General features: G+C 66.5%; 14 protein-coding genes. 9 read left to right on the forward strand and 5 right to left on the reverse strand.

The window, feature by feature from the left end:
- Positions 1-6: 6 nt before the first annotated feature.
- Both PJ259_RS16235 and PJ259_RS16240 read right to left on the reverse strand, forming a co-directional pair.
- Positions 7-3,390, reverse strand: a complete 3,384-nt coding sequence (locus PJ259_RS16235; protein WP_271653485.1) for a PAS domain S-box protein — start codon at positions 3,388-3,390, stop codon at positions 7-9.
- 159 nt (positions 3,391-3,549) lie between these two features.
- Positions 3,550-4,527 carry an NADPH:quinone reductase gene (locus PJ259_RS16240; protein WP_271653486.1) on the reverse strand — a complete coding sequence of 326 codons (978 nt, stop codon included), beginning with the start codon at positions 4,525-4,527 and terminating at the stop codon, positions 3,550-3,552.
- Positions 4,528-4,643: 116 nt separating this feature from the next.
- On the opposite strand from PJ259_RS16240, the gene hemF reads away from it, so the two are divergent.
- Both hemF and aroE read left to right on the forward strand, forming a co-directional pair.
- On the forward strand, positions 4,644-5,573 hold the full coding sequence (hemF, locus tag PJ259_RS16245; protein WP_271653487.1) for an oxygen-dependent coproporphyrinogen oxidase: 930 nt from the start codon (positions 4,644-4,646) through the stop codon (positions 5,571-5,573).
- Positions 5,574-5,577: 4 nt separating this feature from the next.
- The gene (aroE, locus tag PJ259_RS16250) at positions 5,578-6,393 is read left to right on the forward strand and encodes a shikimate dehydrogenase (RefSeq protein WP_271653488.1); all 816 of its coding nucleotides are present in this window, start codon (positions 5,578-5,580) and stop codon (positions 6,391-6,393) included.
- A gap of 104 nt (positions 6,394-6,497) precedes the next feature.
- On the opposite strand, the gene PJ259_RS16255 is transcribed toward aroE, so the two are convergent.
- The gene (locus PJ259_RS16255) at positions 6,498-6,851 is read right to left on the reverse strand and encodes a hypothetical protein (RefSeq protein WP_271653489.1); all 354 of its coding nucleotides are present in this window, start codon (positions 6,849-6,851) and stop codon (positions 6,498-6,500) included.
- A 144-nt stretch (positions 6,852-6,995) separates the two neighbouring features.
- On the opposite strand from PJ259_RS16255, the gene PJ259_RS16260 reads away from it, so the two are divergent.
- A complete protein-coding gene (locus PJ259_RS16260) occupies positions 6,996-7,346 on the forward strand; it encodes a MerR family transcriptional regulator (protein WP_271653490.1) in 351 nt (116 codons plus the stop codon).
- 187 nt (positions 7,347-7,533) lie between these two features.
- On the opposite strand, the gene PJ259_RS16265 is transcribed toward PJ259_RS16260, so the two are convergent.
- Positions 7,534-8,085 carry a gamma carbonic anhydrase family protein gene (locus PJ259_RS16265; RefSeq protein WP_271653491.1) on the reverse strand — a complete coding sequence of 184 codons (552 nt, stop codon included), beginning with the start codon at positions 8,083-8,085 and terminating at the stop codon, positions 7,534-7,536.
- 44 nt (positions 8,086-8,129) lie between these two features.
- Between PJ259_RS16265 and prlC the strand changes: the two genes are divergently transcribed.
- The 5 genes from prlC to gloA2 all read left to right on the forward strand — a co-directional run bounded on the left by prlC (position 8,130) and on the right by gloA2 (position 13,328).
- Positions 8,130-10,226, forward strand: a complete 2,097-nt coding sequence (prlC, locus tag PJ259_RS16270; protein WP_271653492.1) for an oligopeptidase A — start codon at positions 8,130-8,132, stop codon at positions 10,224-10,226.
- Positions 10,223-10,495: a YheV family putative zinc ribbon protein gene (locus PJ259_RS16275; RefSeq protein ID WP_271653493.1), complete on the forward strand. Its 273-nt coding sequence runs from the start codon at positions 10,223-10,225 to the stop codon at positions 10,493-10,495. Before prlC ends, PJ259_RS16275 begins: the two co-directional genes overlap by 4 nt.
- 371 nt (positions 10,496-10,866) lie before the next feature.
- Positions 10,867-11,331, forward strand: coding sequence for an anti-virulence regulator CigR family protein (locus PJ259_RS16280; protein WP_271653494.1), 465 nt, complete (start codon positions 10,867-10,869; stop codon positions 11,329-11,331).
- Between the two features lie 282 nt (positions 11,332-11,613).
- Complete coding sequence (locus PJ259_RS16285) at positions 11,614-12,780, forward strand: lactonase family protein (protein WP_271653495.1); 1,167 nt, start codon at positions 11,614-11,616, stop codon at positions 12,778-12,780.
- A gap of 158 nt (positions 12,781-12,938) precedes the next feature.
- Positions 12,939-13,328 carry an SMU1112c/YaeR family gloxylase I-like metalloprotein gene (gene gloA2, locus PJ259_RS16290; RefSeq protein ID WP_059313027.1) on the forward strand — a complete coding sequence of 130 codons (390 nt, stop codon included), beginning with the start codon at positions 12,939-12,941 and terminating at the stop codon, positions 13,326-13,328.
- A gap of 9 nt (positions 13,329-13,337) precedes the next feature.
- Here gloA2 and PJ259_RS16295 read toward each other — a convergent pair whose 3' ends face one another.
- Positions 13,338-14,324 (reverse strand): choline sulfate utilization transcriptional regulator, encoded by a 987-nt coding sequence (locus tag PJ259_RS16295; protein ID WP_271653496.1) that lies wholly within the window; start codon positions 14,322-14,324, stop codon positions 13,338-13,340.
- Positions 14,325-14,442: 118 nt separating this feature from the next.
- On the opposite strand from PJ259_RS16295, the gene betC reads away from it, so the two are divergent.
- The gene (gene betC, locus PJ259_RS16300) at positions 14,443-15,942 is read left to right on the forward strand and encodes a choline-sulfatase (RefSeq protein ID WP_271655884.1); all 1,500 of its coding nucleotides are present in this window, start codon (positions 14,443-14,445) and stop codon (positions 15,940-15,942) included.
- Positions 15,943-15,945: the final 3 nt, after the last annotated feature.

The raw sequence follows: 15,945 nt of genomic DNA on the forward strand, positions 1-15,945 counted from the left end.
TGAACGTCAGTCCAGCAACTGGCGCAGCTGCCGGGCCAGGGCTTCGATCTGGAACGGCTTGGCCAACGACGGCTCGCCATTCGGCGTCGAGCGCTCGGCGTGGCCGCTGACGAACAGCACCGGCAATCCCGGCCAGCGTTCGCGCAGGCGCTCTGCCAGGTCGGCGCCGTCGAGATCCGGCAGGCCGAGATCCGTGATCAGCAGGTCGCAGGGCAGGTCGCCGTCCACCAGGGTGAGCGCCGCCGAGGCGCTGGCCGCGGTACGCACGCGATAGCCCAGTTCGGTGAGCATCTCGCGCAACAGCAGCCGCACCGAGACATCGTCTTCCACCAGCAGCAGACGTTCACCGCGGCTCTGGGCGACAGCCGCCTGGGGCACCTGATGCTGCGCCTGGGTCTCGGAAGGGGCGCAGGGCAGCCAGAGGCTGACGCGGGTACCGTTGCCGGGCGCACTGTCCAGGGTGACATGGCCGCCCGACTGCTTGATGAAACCATAGAGCATCGACAGGCCCAGACCGGTGCCCTGGCCGATGGGCTTGGTGGTGAAAAAGGGGTCGAAGGCGCGATCCACCACCTCGGCGGGCATGCCGCTGCCGGTGTCGGCGATGGTCAGGCGTACGTAGTCGCCTGGCGGCAGATCGTGCTCGGCGGCGAGGTCAGTGAGGTGATCGAGGGCGGTTTCCAGGGTCAGGCGACCCCCCTCGGGCATGGCATCGCGGGCGTTGATCACCAGGTTCAGCAGGGCGTTTTCCAGCTGGTTGGTGTCGGTGCGGGCCGACGGCAACTGCGGCGCGAGACTGGTGCGCAGGGTGATGCGCTCGCCCAGGGTGCGCTGGAAGAGTTCTTCCAGGGACAGGATCAGGTCGTTCACCGCCACCGGCCGCGGGTCCAGGGTCTGCCGGCGGGCGAAGGCCAGCAGTCGATGGGTCAGGGCCGCGGCACGGGTAGCGGACTGCTCGGCGGTATCCAGATAGCGCTGCAGATTGTCGTGGCGGCCCTGGTCCAGGCGGCGGCGCAGCAATTCCAGCGAGCCGCTGATGCCGGTGAGTAGATTGTTGAAATCATGGGCGATGCCGCCGGTGAGATGACCGATGGCCTCCATCTTCTGCGCCTGGCGCAGCGCCGCTTCGGCGTTCTGCAGCGCCAGGGCGGCGTCGTGCTCGACGGTGATGTCGCGGCCGAAGACATAGATGCGTCCATCGTGATCGGCGGTGGCCTTCCACATCATGTAGCGCCAGTTGCCCTCGCGGGTGCGCAGCCGTCCAGGCAGATCGCTCAGCACCTCGCCTTGGCGCAGGGCGGCCAGGCGCGGGAATACCGGTGGATCGTCGGGATGCTCCAGAGACGTGGGCGGCTGATGGCGCAGTTCCTCGTCGTCCCAGCCGAGGGTGCGGCTCCAGGCCGGATTGCGACTCAGCCAGCGCTGACCCTGGATCACTCCGAGCAGGTCGTCGGCCACCCGCCACATGCGGTCGCGTTCGACGGTACGTTCGTGGACGCGCTGTTCGAGTAGTTCGGCCAGCCGCCGCAGCCGATGTTCGGCCATGCGGATCTCGCTGACGTCGGTATGGACGCCGACCCATTCGCAGACCACACCGTTCTCTCGCACCGGCAGGGCCCGCACGCTGAAGGTGCGCCACTGGCCGTCGCGGCAGCGCAACCGGTGTTCGTCATGGAAGTCCACCTGCTGCTGCACGGCCAGGCGCCAGCGGCGCAGGGTGCGGGGGGCATCCTCGGGATGCAGGGCATCGGCCCAGCCTTCCTGCTGATACTGGGCATAACTCTGTCCGGTCAGGGTGCTCCAGGCGAGCTGTTCGCCAAGCAGATGACCCTGGGCGTTGCTGGTCCAGACCACCCCTTGTACCGCCTCGACGGCGTTGCGAAAGCGCTGGTTGGACAGGTGCAGCGCGGCTTCGGCCTGCTTGCGCTGGGTCAGGTCCACCACCACCAGGCTCACCGAGAGTTCCTGGCCCACTTCCGACTGCAGCGGCGAGCCATGCAGGCTGACCCAGACCACCGAACCGTCCGGGCGCAGGAAGCGCTGATCCAGCTTGAAGCTGTCGCCGCGTTCACGCAGCGTTTCGAGACTGCGCTCCAAGAGCGCCCGGTCCTCGGGGTGGGTCTGGGCCTGCAGGGTCTGTTGCAGCACCCCGACCTCGTTGCGATCGAGCAGCTCGCAATAGCGGCGATTGGCGAGCAGGATACGGCCGCGAGCGTCGGTCTGGCAGATGCCGACCGCCGCCTGGTTGATCAGGCTGGCCAGGCGTGCGCTGTGCTCGCGCAGGGCGTTCTCGGCGTCGACCCGCTGCTGGACGTCGTCGAACAGGGTGACCGAGGCGATCACCTCGCCTGTGGCCGAGCGAACCGGCGCACTGGATACCTCCAGCAGCCGGATGCTGCCGTCGGGCCGGCGATAGCGCATCAATTCGGGCGCCACCGCCTGGCCGCTGCGCAAGACCCGCACGGTGGGATAGTCGTCCACTGCGTAGGGTTGGCCATTGGCATGCAGGGCACCGATGGCGCCATAGCGTTCGTCCAGCGTCTCCCCGGCCGGGCGTTTGCCCAGGAGGGTATCGACGCGATCATTGAGCATCACCGCTTCTTCGCTGCCGGCTTCGGTGATGGAGATGCCCAGGGGCGCCTGTTGCAGCACGCTGGCCAGCAACCCCTGTTCCAGCGATAGCCGCCGTTCCAGGTGCCGGGCCTGATCCTGGATCTGCTGGCGCGCCAGCAGGGCGCCGAGCAGCAGGGCCAGCTGGTCCAGCAACAGGCGCGTGTCCGCATCGACGGTATTGCCCAGCTGCAGGTAGCCCAAGGGCTGGGTGGCAGGACCGAAGGGAACGAGCAGCTGCCCCGGTAGCTGACTGCCCGCCTCGGCCACGGACAGCATCCGCGCCTGGGGATCATTGGCGAGGTCACGCAGGGCCTGGGTGGCGCACAGCCGCAAGGCGGCGAGATCCGTCGTGCCGCTGAGTCTTCGCGACCATTCGCCAAGCGCCTGCAGGCGCTGCGCTAGATCCCGCTCGGCGCTGCGTCGGGCGGCGAAGCGGGTACGCGTCGCCGGCGCCTGCCAGACGTGCAGCAGCCAGCCTACCGCGACATCCGCCCGGCGCAGGGGCATCAGGTGCAGGTCAAGTCGCACCAGGTGACCGTCGCGGTGGCGCAGACCCTGGGTCTGGCAGCGTTCGAGCGCGTCCAGCCACTGATCGGCGGGCGGCTCCGGCAGCAGCAGGCCGACGATGGACTCGCCGACCTTGTCCTGCGCGCTCCAGCCCAGCAGCCGGGCGACGACCGGGCACCACTGGCCGATCCGCCCTTCGGCGGTCAGGGTGATCAGGGCCGTGTCCGTGGCGGTGTCGAGCAGGCTGGCGAGTGGGCTGGAGATAGGCATGACAGGGGGCAGCGATCCGGCCGATTCTGAAAAGGACGCCGAGTCCGTACTGGCTCGACTGTCCGAGATAGACCGGCGTTTACCCCTGTCGTGCCGGCCGGCTGCGGGAAACTTAATGGCCGTCACGATTTACCCAGCCAGGCGCGTGGGCGTCTCGTCTCAGGGCAACAGGATGGTCGAGCCGCTGGTCTCCCGGCCCGACAGGACGCGGTGCGCCTCCTGTACCTCGGCCAGTGGATAGCGCCGGCCGATGTCCACCTGGATGCGGCCGTCGGTGATCAGCTCGAACAGCTGGTCGGCCATGTCCTGCAAGGTCTCGGGCGAGGCGGCGTAGGTGGCGAGGGTCGGACGGGTCACATAGAGCGAACCCTTCTGCGAGAGGATCCCCAGGTTGACCCCGGTGACCGCACCGGAGGCATTGCCGAAGCTGACCATCAGGCCGCGCGGCGCCAGGCAGTCCAGCGACATCTCCCAGGTGTCCTTGCCGACGCCATCGTAGACCACCGGCACCTTGGCCCCGTTGGTCAATTCACGAACCCGCGCCGGGACGTCTTCCTGGCGATAGTCGATCACCGCCCAGGCCCCCAGGGCCTTGGCCTTCTCCAGCTTTTCCGGCGAACCGGCGGTGCCGATCAGCCGCACGCCCAGGGCCTTGGCCCATTGGCAGGCCAGGGAGCCGACGCCACCTGCCGCGGCATGGAACAGCACGGTGTCACCGGCCTGCAGCGGATAGGTCTGGCGCAGGAGGTACTGTACGGTCAGCCCCTTGAGCATGACCGCGGCGCCCTGCTCGAAGGACACCGCTTCCGGCAGGTGCACCAGGTGCCGCTCGGGCAGCACATGGACTTCGGCATAGGCGCCCAGCGGACCGGTGGCGTAGGCGACGCGGTCGCCGGCCTTGAAGCGGGTGACCGCGCTGCCCACCGCCTCCACCACCCCAGCACCCTCGGTGCCCAGGCCCGAGGGCAGCGATGGCAGCGGATAGAGACCGCTACGGTAGTAGGTCTCGATGAAGTTGAGGCCGATGGCGTGGTTACGCACCCGTACCTCGTCGGGGCCGGGAGCGGCGGGTTCGAAATCCACGAGTTCGAGTACTTCGGGACCACCGGTGCGGCTGAACTGGATGCGCTGGACCATGCTGTCGGTTCCTTATGGACGTGAGCCTTCATCCAAGCCGCAACCGCGGGCCACGTCAACCGGTCGGATACGGGTGTTATGCTCTGCCCTCCCCGCCTGTTGTGGAAATCCTTGCGATGAATCCCTCCCTGGAGGCCGTCAAGGCCTATCTGCTCGATCTGCAGGAGCGTATCTGCGCCACACTGGAAGCCGAGGACGGTACCGCCCGGTTTGTCGAAGACGCCTGGACCCGGCCGACCGGTGGCGGTGGCCGCACCCGGGTGATCGCCGAGGGCGCCCTGCTGGAAAAGGGCGGCGTGAACTTCTCCCACGTGCATGGCGATAGCCTGCCGCCCTCCGCCAGCGCCCATCGGCCGGAACTGGCCGGACGCAGCTTCGAGGCCATGGGCGTGTCCCTGGTCATGCATCCGCGCAATCCGCATATCCCCACCGCCCATGCCAATGTGCGCTTCTTTCTGGCGGAAAAGCCCGGCGAGGCGCCGGTCTGGTGGTTCGGTGGCGGTCTCGACCTCACCCCCTACTACGGCAACGAGGCCGATTGCGTGCATTGGCACCAGGTCTGCTTTGATGCCTGCGCGCCCTTTGGCGCCGACGTCTATCCGCGCTACAAGGCCTGGTGCGACCGCTATTTCCACCTCAAGCACCGCGGCGAACCACGCGGCATCGGCGGCCTGTTCTTCGATGACCTGAACGACTGGGATTTCGAGACCTGCTTCGCCTTCCAGCGCGCCATCGGCGATGCCTTCGTCGACGCCTACCTGCCCATCGTCCAGCGCCGCCGTGACCAGCCGTACCGCGAGGCCGAGCGTGAATTCCAGGCCTATCGCCGTGGGCGCTACGTGGAATTCAACCTGGTCTACGACCGCGGCACCCTGTTCGGCCTGCAGTCTGGCGGCCGTACCGAGTCCATCCTCATGTCACTGCCGCCCGAGGTGCGCTGGGGCTATGACTGGAAACCCGTGCCCGGCTCGCCCGAGGCGCGCCTGACCGACTTCTTTCTCACCGACCGCGACTGGCTCGCGCTCGCCCCGACGCCTGCAGGATAGACCCATGGATCGCTACGCCGTCTTCGGCAACCCCATCGCCCACAGCAAGTCGCCGCTGATCCACAGCCTGTTCGCCGACCAGACCGGCGAGCGCCTGCACTACGGCACGCTACTGGCGCCGCTGGACGGCTTCGCCGAAAGCGTACGCAGCTTCTTCCAGAGTGGCCTGGGCGCCAATGTCACGGTGCCCTTCAAGGAAGAGGCCTACCAGCTGTGCGACGACCTCACCCCGCGCGCCCGGCGCGCCGGGGCGGTCAACACCCTCAAGCGCCAGCCTGACGGTCGCCTGCTAGGCGACAACACCGATGGCGCTGGCCTGGTGCGGGACCTCACGGTCAACGCCGGTCTGCAGCTGGCTGGGCAGCGCATCCTGGTACTGGGCGCCGGAGGCGCGGTACGCGGCGTGCTGGAGCCGCTGCTGGCCTGCAATCCCGGGCAACTGGTGCTGGCCAATCGCACCGAGCTCAAGGCGGTGCAACTGGCGCGGGAATTCGCCGAGCTGGGGGCCATCGAGGTGGCCGCCTTCTCCACCCTGAGAGAGCCCTTCGACGTCATCATCAACGGCACCTCCGCCAGCCTCGGCGGCGGTCGCCCACCGCTCTCGGAAGCGGTGATCGGCCCCCAGACGGTGACCTACGACATGATGTACGGCAAAGACCTGACCGCCTTCAATCGCTGGGCGCAGGATGAAGGCGCCTTCCACACCCTGGATGGCCTGGGCATGCTGGTGGAACAGGCCGCCGAGGCTTTCGAACTCTGGCGCGGCGTGCGCCCCGACGGTGCGCCGGTGCTGGCGGAGTTGCGGCGACAACTGGGTTAGTTTCGGGATGCTGTTGGGCTTCGCTGCGCTCAGCGCCAACCTACGGGAACTCCATTGTAGGTTGGGTTGAGGCGGCTCCATCGCCGAAGCCCAACGGGCCGCGGTCAGCCCGCCAGCTGGGGCTGGCGCCTGCGCGAGGCCAGAGACACCGGCCACGCCTGGGCGATGCCGAAGCCGATTTCGATCACCAGGAACATTGCCAACAGGGGACTGGCACCTTGGTACAGCGCCCAGGCCTGCCAGAGGGCGAATAGGCCCCTGGCCACGGCGTCGTAGTGCCCCAGCGTCACCGAGGGGCTGGCCAGCCGCAGCGCCGCCCAGACGCACACCACGGAGCCAAGCAGGTTGCCTAGCAGCAGGGCTTCCGGGCTGAAGGTCGCCAGGGGGGGCGAATCCCAGCCATTGCCCCAGGGCGTCGAGCTGCCGCAGCAGCCAGGCGAGACTCCAGGGGGTGGCAAAAGGCGCGGTGACCAGCAGATCATAGAGGGCGCTGGCACGGACCAGCCGCAGATAGGGCGCAAGCTTCCACATGGACGGACTTCCTTGAACGAGAGGAAATCCAGTGTCGACCCTGGAGCTAGGTCCAGGGTCAAGGAGAACGGATGCGTATCGGCACCCTCGCCCAGGCGACCGGCCTGACCCGCGATACCCTGAGATTCTACGAGCGCCAGGGACTGCTCAAGGCCAGGCGCCGGGCCAATGGCTACCGCGACTATCCGCCCGAAGCCGTTGAATGGCTGGGCTATATCCGCACCGCCCAGCGGTTGGGCTTCAGCCTGCAGGAGATCGCCGCCAACCTGGAGGACGTCGAGCGCGCCGCTGATCCGGATGCCTATCTGCAGGAGCTGCTGCGCGACAAGCTCAGGGTCATCGAGGCGCGCATCGATGAATTGCAGGCGTTGCGTGGGGTGCTCCAGGCAAGGCTGGGGGAAGCCTGTCCGCTGCGAACGTAGCTGAGCGTTGGGCTTCGCTGCGCTCGACCCAACCTACGGCCGTGAGCGACCATCGCGGCCGTGGGCCGCTCCTACAATTGTGTTGGAGCCTGTAGGAGCGGCCGCATCGACGGACCGCCATGACCGTGATCAGTTGTAGGTTGGGTTGAGGCGGCTCCATCGCCGAAGCCCAACAGGACCGGGCCTGCTAGGCCCCCTCCTCCCCGTAGCCTTCAGCCAAGTGCTGGTCCTTGAGCTTCACGTAGTTGCCGGCGCTGTAGGTGAAGAAGGCGCGTTCCTTCTCTTCCAGCGGGCGGATCTGCTTGACCGGACGGCCGACGTAGAGGTGGCCACCCTCCAGGCGCTTGCCCGGCGGGACCAGGCTGCCGGCACCGATCACCACCTCGTCCTCCACCACCGCACCGTCCATGATGATACTGCCCATGCCCACCAGTACCCGGTCGCCAATCGTGCAGCCGTGCAGGGTCACCTGGTGGCCCACGGTGACGTCGGCGCCGATCAGCAAGGGATAGCCGTCCGGATTGAAGGGGCCGGCGTGGGTAATGTGCAGGACGCTGCCATCCTGGATGCTGGTGCGAGCGCCGATCCGAATGCGGTGCATGTCGCCGCGGATCACCGTCAGCGGCCACACCGAGCTGTCTGCACCAAGGGTCACGTCGCCGATCACCACCGCGGTGGCATCGACGAAGGCGCCTTCGTCCAATTGCGGAGTCTTACCCTGGAAGGTCCTTATGGTCACGATAGATACCTTTTCTCGTCGGAAGGGTCTTGAGACCTATTAGGATGGGCTCCATATATAACTGTCAAAGCCATCGCCCCGAGGGGAACGCCGTGAGCGCCAGCAATCCGCTGCTTCAGTCCTACGACCTGCCGCCCTTTTCCGCCATCAAGCCCGAGCATGTCGAGCCGGCCATCGACACCATCCTGGCCGAGAATCGCGCCGCCCTGGTCAAGCTGCTGGAGACCCAGAAGGAGCAGCCCACCTGGTCCGGCCTGGTGCTGGCAATGGACGAGCTGAACGATCGTCTGGGCCAGGCCTGGAGCCCCATCGGCCACCTCAACGCCGTGTGCAACAGCGCCGAACTGCGCGCCGCCTACGAGGCCTGTCTGCCCAAGCTGTCGGCCTATTCCACCGAGATCGGCCAGAACAAGGACCTCTTCCAGGCCTACAGCCGCCTCGCCGAGAGCGAAGAAGCCAAGGGCTTCGATGCCGGCCAGAAGACCACCCTGGAGCACGCCCTGCGCGACTTCCGTCTGTCCGGCATCGACCTGCCGCCGGCCGAGCAGCAGCGCTATGCCGCCATCCAGGCACGCAAGTCCGAGCTGGGCAGCAAGTTCTCCAACCAGCTGCTCGATGCCACCCAGGCCTGGACCAAGCACGTCACCGACGAAGCGACCCTGGCGGGCCTGCCCGAGTCGGCCAGGGCGCAGCTGCAGGCCGCTGCCCAGGCCAAGGAGCTGGACGGCTGGCTGGTGACCCTGGAATTCCCCAGCTACTACGCGGTGATGACCTACGCCGACGACCGTGCCCTGCGCGAGGAAGTCTATGCCGCCTACGCCACCCGCGCCTCCGAACAGGGCCCCAATGCCGGCCAGTTCGACAACGGCCCGGTGATGGAAGAACTGCTGGACCTGCGCCAGGAGCTGGCCCGCCTGCTGGGCTACGCCAACTACGCCGAGCTGTCGCTGGCGACCAAGATGGCCGAAAGCAGCGATCAGGTGCTGGGTTTCCTGCGTGACCTGGCGGTGCGCTCCAAGCCCTTCGCCCAGCGTGATCTGGAAGAACTGCGCGCCTTCGCCGCCGAACAGGGCGTAGAGGATCTGCAGAGCTGGGATACCGGCTACTTCGCCGAGAAGCTGCGCCAGCAACGCTATTCGTTGTCCCAGGAAGAGGTCCGTGCCTGGTTCCCGGTGGACAAGGTACTCTCCGGCCTGTTCGCCACGGTGCAGAAGCTCTATGGCATCGAGATCGCCGAGCTGCGCGACTTCGAGAAGTGGCACCCGGACGTGCGTCTGTTCGAGATCAAGGAGAACGGCAACTCCATCGGCCGCTTCTATTTCGACCTCTACGCCCGTGCCAACAAGCGCGGCGGTGCCTGGATGGACGGCGCCCGCGACAAGCGCCGTGATGCCCAGGGCCGCCTGATCGATCCGGTGGCCTACCTGGTGTGCAACTTCACCCCGGCCAGCCCCGGCAAGCCGGCGCTGCTCACCCATGACGAGGTGACCACCCTCTTCCACGAATTCGGCCATGGCCTGCACCACCTGCTGACCCGCGTCGAGCATGCCAGCGTCTCCGGCATCAACGGCGTGGCCTGGGATGCGGTGGAGCTGCCCAGCCAGTTCATGGAGAACTGGTGCTGGGAGCCCGAGGGCCTGGCGCTGATCTCCGGTCACTATGAGACCGGCGAGCCCTTGCCCCAGGAGCTGCTGGACAAGATGCTGGCGGCGAAGAACTTCCAGTCCGGTTTGATGATGCTGCGCCAGCTGGAATTCTCGCTGTTCGACTTCGAGCTGCACGCCAGCCATGGCGACGGTCGCAGCGTGCGCGAGGTGCTGGAAGGCATCCGCGACGAGATCTCCGTGGTGCGTCCGCCGGCCTACAACCGCTTCCCCAACAGCTTCGCCCACATCTTCGCCGGTGGCTATGCAGCGGGTTACTACAGCTACAAGTGGGCCGAGGTGCTGTCCGCCGATGCCTTCGCCAAGTTCGAGGAAGAAGGCGTCTTCAACCCCGAGACCGGACGGGCTTTCCGCGAGGCCATCCTGGCCCGCGGCGGCTCCCAGGCTCCCATGGTGTTGTTCGTCGACTTCCGCGGTCGCGAACCCAGCATCGACGCCCTGCTCCGCCATTCCGGGCTGAGCGAGGAGGCGGCGTGAGCGAGCCGATCCGCAAGAGGTTCATCGCGGGGGCCGTGTGCCCCGCGTGCCAGGCGCAGGACACCCTGAAGATGTGGACCCAGAACGGCACGCCCCACCGTGAGTGCGTCTCCTGCGGTTACAGCGACACCCTCGATGAGCGTGGCAATTCGGTCCCCAAGGAATTACCAACGCGGGTCAATATCAGTGCGCTCAAGCCCAAGAAGCCAGACCCCAAGGTGCAGGCGGTGCAGTTCTTTCCCAATCCCAAGCTGAAGAAGCCGGACTAGGGCAAAGCGCTACCCAGGAAACCGCGCGTGGTGATCAACCAGGCGCGGTTTTTTGTTTAAGCTGGGTAAAACGAGCTGCTCAGGGTGGCTGCGAGCAGTACCAAAACAGTTGGCAGTCCGGGGGGGGGGGTCTCAAGCTTTATCCACAAAAACTGGATTCGATAGCCAGCCGATCATCTTTTTAACTTATTGATAGAAAAGAACTTTTATCTAGTCATCCGGTGGTCTTCGGCATTTCTTCCTGAGTTATACCGATTTTATCCCCGATTTATCCACAGGGGTGAAAGTCTGGGAGTGACCCAAGAGTCTCATCTGGCGCTCAACGTCCACTGGATAGCTGACCACCGTCGTTACTCCTGAGGAAGACCTCCATGCGTACCCTCCTCTCTGCCGCCGCGCTCTGTCTGGTCGGTAACCTGGCGCTGGCCGCTCCCCTGGATCCGGGGCCTGGTGGTCCCAAGGGCCAGGGTCCGCACGGACCCGAGTGGCAGGACCGCGGTGGTCCCCACGGCAAGGGACCGGGACCTGAAGAGCACGGGCGCGGTCGGCCAGGTGCCGGCCCTGCGGCGGGCGGCCCCGCCGACCTGGGACCGGCACGCGAGCGCATCCAGGCGTTGCGGGGCCAGATCGGCCGTGGCGGTGAGTTGCCACCGGGGCTGCGACTGGAACGTGGTCGACCACTGCCTCCCGGTTATGGCCGGCCGCTGCCGCCGGGCATCGTGCGGCAGTTGCCGGACTACCCCGGTTACGAATGGCGGCGCCTGGGGACCGACATGGTGCTGATCGCCGTGGGGAGCGGAATCGTCTATGCCATCCTGCAGGGTGTGCTCGACTAGGACCTGCACCGGGCCGGTGAGATTTTCGTCGCGGACGAGATGCGACGGCCTGGCCCGGTCAACGACCACCAGAGGCTCTGGCACGCCGTCTCTGGCTGACCGCCGCGGTTGTAGCCGTCACGCGGGCGGCGGCAATCGATATCTGGAGCCCTCCCTCTGGCACAGTGCCAGCCCGGATTTCAGTAGAATAGCCGCCGCGCGGCCGTCCTTCGCTTTCGAGCGCCAGGGAAACCGGGCCGCCTTCCATCGGTCTCAACGCCAATCGCTCGCCAAGGATTTCCCATGAGAGCTCTGCCCCGTCTGCTGCCGCTGGCCCTGTTCGCCCTGCTCGTGGGGCATGGCGCTACTGCGCGCGCCGAACCTGGTCTGTTCAATCTGCTGGTCGGCAGCTACACCGGGGGCAGCAGCCAGGGCCTGTATGTCTATCGCTTCAACAGCCGCAACGGCCAGATCGACGGCCCGCTGCGCATCGTCAAGGCCTCCAATCCATCCTTCCTCACCCTGTCGCGTGATGGCCGGACCCTGTTCGCGGTCAACGAGAATGGCCGGGGCTCGAACGGCGATACCATCGGCCGGGTTACCTCCTATCGTTTCGAGCCGGGCAATGGCCGGTTGCAGCAGATCAGCCAGGTCAAGAGCCTGGGCGACGAGCCGACCCATTCCAGTCTGAGCAACGATGGCAAGTACCTGTTCGTGGCCAACTACTCCAGCCTGCCGGAAGGCTCCCTGGCGGTGCTGCCGATCCAGGACGGTGGCGTGCTCAGCCCGGTGGCGCAGATCGAATTCCACCAGCCCAGCGAACAGCACCTGCGCCAGCAGTCCAGCCATGTGCATGCCGCCGTGACTACCCCGGATGGCCGCTTCGTCTTCGCCCCGGATCTGGGCGCCGATAAGGTGTTCGTCTATCGCTATCTACCGCAGCAGCCGGAGCGGCCGCTGGTGGCCGCCGAGACGCCCTTCGTCCCGGTGCCGGAAGGCAGCGGCCCGCGTCATCTGGTGTTCAGCGCTGATGGCCGCTATGCCTATCTGACCCTGGAGCTGGCCGGACAGGTCATGGCCTTCGCTCACCAGGATGGCATGCTGCGCCAGCTGCAGAGCTACAGCCTGACGCCCCAGGAATTCGTTGGCGAGCGTGACGCTGGGGCCTTGCACCTGTCCGGCGACGGACGCTTCCTCTACGTCGCCAGCCGTGGCACGGACAACCAGCTTGCGGTGTTCGCGGTCAATCCCGACGGCACCCTGACCTTTGTCGAGCGCCATTCGGTCAATGGCCTGTCGCCGCGGGAATTTGCCATCGATCCGTCCGGGCGGTACCTGCTGGTGGCCAACCAGAAATCCAACCAGCTCAAGGTCTTCGCCCGCGATCCCGACAGCGGCAAGCTCGGCGATGAACTGCAGAGCCTGGACGTCGGTGCCCCGTCCGACCTCAAATTCGTCGCGGTACCCTGAGAAGCTGTTCACGATCTGCTGCGCGTCGGCCAACCTGCGTTAAAGACGCCCTGGATCGCCAGCCCGGTCGCAATGCACATTTACCGTCCGTAAACTGCGCTTTCTCAGGAATTTTCGCCTTGTTTGGCTCTAGCTCGCGAGATCGTGAACAGCTTCTTATGACCCCTTTCGACCGTCTGCACCACGTGGCGCTGATCTGCGCCGACTATGAACGCTCCCGGCACTTCTACACTGAGATCCTCGGCCTGCCGGTGATTGCCGAGACCTATCGTGAAGCCCGGCGCTCCTGGAAGCTGGATCTGGCGGTGGGCGAGCATGCCCAGCTGGAGCTGTTTTCCTTTCCCGATGCTCCGCCGCGACCCTCGCGCCCGGAGGCCCAGGGCCTGCGCCACCTGGCCTTCGCCGTGGCCGATCTGGACGCCACCGTCGCCCACCTGCAGGGCCATGGCGTGGTCACCGAGCCGATCCGCACCGACGAGCTGACCGGCAAGAGATTCACCTTCTTCGCCGACCCGGACGATCTGCCGCTGGAAGTCTACGAGCGCTGAGTGCTGCGGTCAGGTCGCCAGCCGCGCACCGGCCAGTGACTCGCGCGGCGCCTCCAGCTCTTCCAGCAGCCAGTCCAGAAAGCGCTGTACCAGTCGCTGGCGCCGCTTGCGCTCGGGCAGGATGGCGTAATAGCCATAGCGCGACGTGGCGATCCCGCTGAAGGGACGACAGAGCAACTCCTGCTGCAGCAAGTCGTCCACCAGATGACGCCAGCCGATCGCCAGGCCCTGGCCGGCGATGGCGGCCTGGATCACCAGGGTGTAGTTGTCGAAGCTCAGCACCGCACCGGCGGGTGCCGGGGGCAGGGCGGCCAGCTCCAGCGCTGGCAGCAGGGTCTTCCAGTCGTACCAGCGGCTGTTGGGCGCCGCCTTGAGGTGCAGCAGCGGCCAGCGCCCCAGTTCCGCCGCGGGTAGAGGTGGCTGCCGCCCCTGCAGCAGCCGCGGACTGCACACCGGAAAGACTTCCTCGCGAAACAGCGGCCAGGCCTCGCCATGCTTGAAGCGGCCATCGCCGAAGCCCAGGGTGATGTCGATCTCGGGGCCGGGCAGGGGGACTCGATCACTGGTGACCAGGCTGACGTCCAGCTCCGGGTGGCGGGCATGAAAGCGCGGCAGGCGGGGCAACAGCCAATAGGCGGCGAAGGCGAAGTCGGTAGCCACCTGCAGGACTTCATGGGCAGGCCGGGCGGTGACTAGGCGTACCCCTTCGTCCAGGGTGGCGAGTCCGGCTTCCACATATTCCTGCAGCACCCGCCCGGCCTCGGTGAGCAGGATGCCACGATGGACCCGGTCGAATAGCCGGACCTGCAACTGGGCTTCCAGACGCTTGATCTGCTGGCTGATCGCCGGCTGGGTGGTACCCAGTTCGCTGGCCGCCGCGGTAAAGCTCAGGCGGCGCGCCACCACCTCGAAGGTGCGCAGGCTGTCCAGCGCCAGGGCAGGGCGGTCGGCAGGCGTGGTGGCGTCCAAGGTGAAATCCTCGCGATGATCAGACATAAGCCCAGCTTATCCGAAACATCATCTCCTATGCCCTTCACGTGATTTTCCTGGCATCGGATGATGGACCACCCATAAGCAACCCTGATCCGAAGCGGAGGCGATCTTGTCCAAGCCGATGAACATCCTCTTTCTCATGGCCGACCAGATGGCGGCACCCGTCCTGCCGCTGTACGACGCCGCCTCGCCGATCAAGCTGCCAAATCTGCAACGCCTGGCCGAGCGCGCCGTGGTGTTCGATTCCGCCTACTGCAACAGCCCGCTGTGCGCCCCCTCGCGCTTCACCCTGGTGAGCGGCCAGCTGCCGTCGAAGATCGGCGGCTACGACAACGCCGCCGATTTCGCCGCCGACATCCCCACCTATGCCCACCACCTGCGCCGCCTCGGCTATCGCACGGCGCTCTCGGGCAAGATGCACTTCTGCGGACCGGATCAACTGCATGGCTACGAAGAGCGCCTGACCAGCGACATCTATCCCGCCGACTATGGCTGGGCGGTGAACTGGGACGAAGCGGACGTGCGCCCGAGCTGGTACCACAACATGTCCTCGGTGCTGCAGGCCGGGCCCTGCGTGCGCACCAACCAGCTGGATTTCGACGAGGAGGTGGTCTTCAAGGCGCGCCAGTATCTCTACGATCACGTGCGCCGTGGCGACGACAAGCCGTTCTGCCTGACCGTGTCCCTGACCCACCCCCACGATCCCTACACCATTCCGCGGGAATACTGGGACCTGTACAACGACGTCGACATCCCCCTGCCGGACAGCGCCATTCCCCAGGCCGAGCAGGACCCCCACAGCCAGCGCCTGCTCAAGGTGATCGATCTCTGGGACAAGCCGTTGCCCGAGGCCAAGATCCGCGATGCCCGCCAGGCCTACTACGGTGCCTGCAGTTATGTCGACGCCCAGGTCGGCCATCTGCTCAAGACCCTGGAGGAGTGCGGTCTCGCCGACGATACGGTGATCGTCTTCTCCGGCGATCACGGCGACATGCTCGGCGAGCGCGGGCTCTGGTACAAGATGCACTGGTTCGAGATGGCTGCGCGGGTACCGCTGCTGATCCATGCGCCCGGACGTTTCGCCCCGGCGCGGGTGCAGGCGTCGGTCTCGACGATGGATCTGCTGCCGACCTTCGTCGAGCTGGCCGGCGGCCAGTTGCCGGCCGAGCTGCCGCTGGACGGGCGCTCGCTGCTGCCGCACCTCGAAGGACGGGAAGGGCATGACGAGGTCATCGGCGAATACCTGGCCGAGGGCACCGTCAGCCCGCTGCTGATGATCCGCCGCGGCCCCTACAAGTACATCCACTGCGAACTGGACCCGCCGCTGCTGTTCGATCTGCAGAACGATCCGCTGGAGCGCGAGAACCTGGCCGCCAGCGCCGATTACGCCGAGCTGCTCGCCAGCTTCCAGGACGAGGTTCGCCAGCGCTGGGATCTGGCGCGCCTGCACGGCGAGGTACTGGCCAGCCAGCGGCGGCGGCGCTTCGTCGCGGCGGCCCTGGAGCAGGGCGAGCGGACCAGCTGGGATCACCAGCCCTTCGTCGATGCCAGCCAGCAATACATGCGCAATCACATCGATCTCGACGACCTGGAGCGTCGCGCGCGCTACCCTCAACCCTGAACC

The sequence above is a fragment of the Pseudomonas sp. JBR1 genome (assembly GCF_028198185.1).
Taxonomy (GTDB): domain Bacteria; phylum Pseudomonadota; class Gammaproteobacteria; order Pseudomonadales; family Pseudomonadaceae; genus Chryseomonas; species Chryseomonas oryzihabitans_E.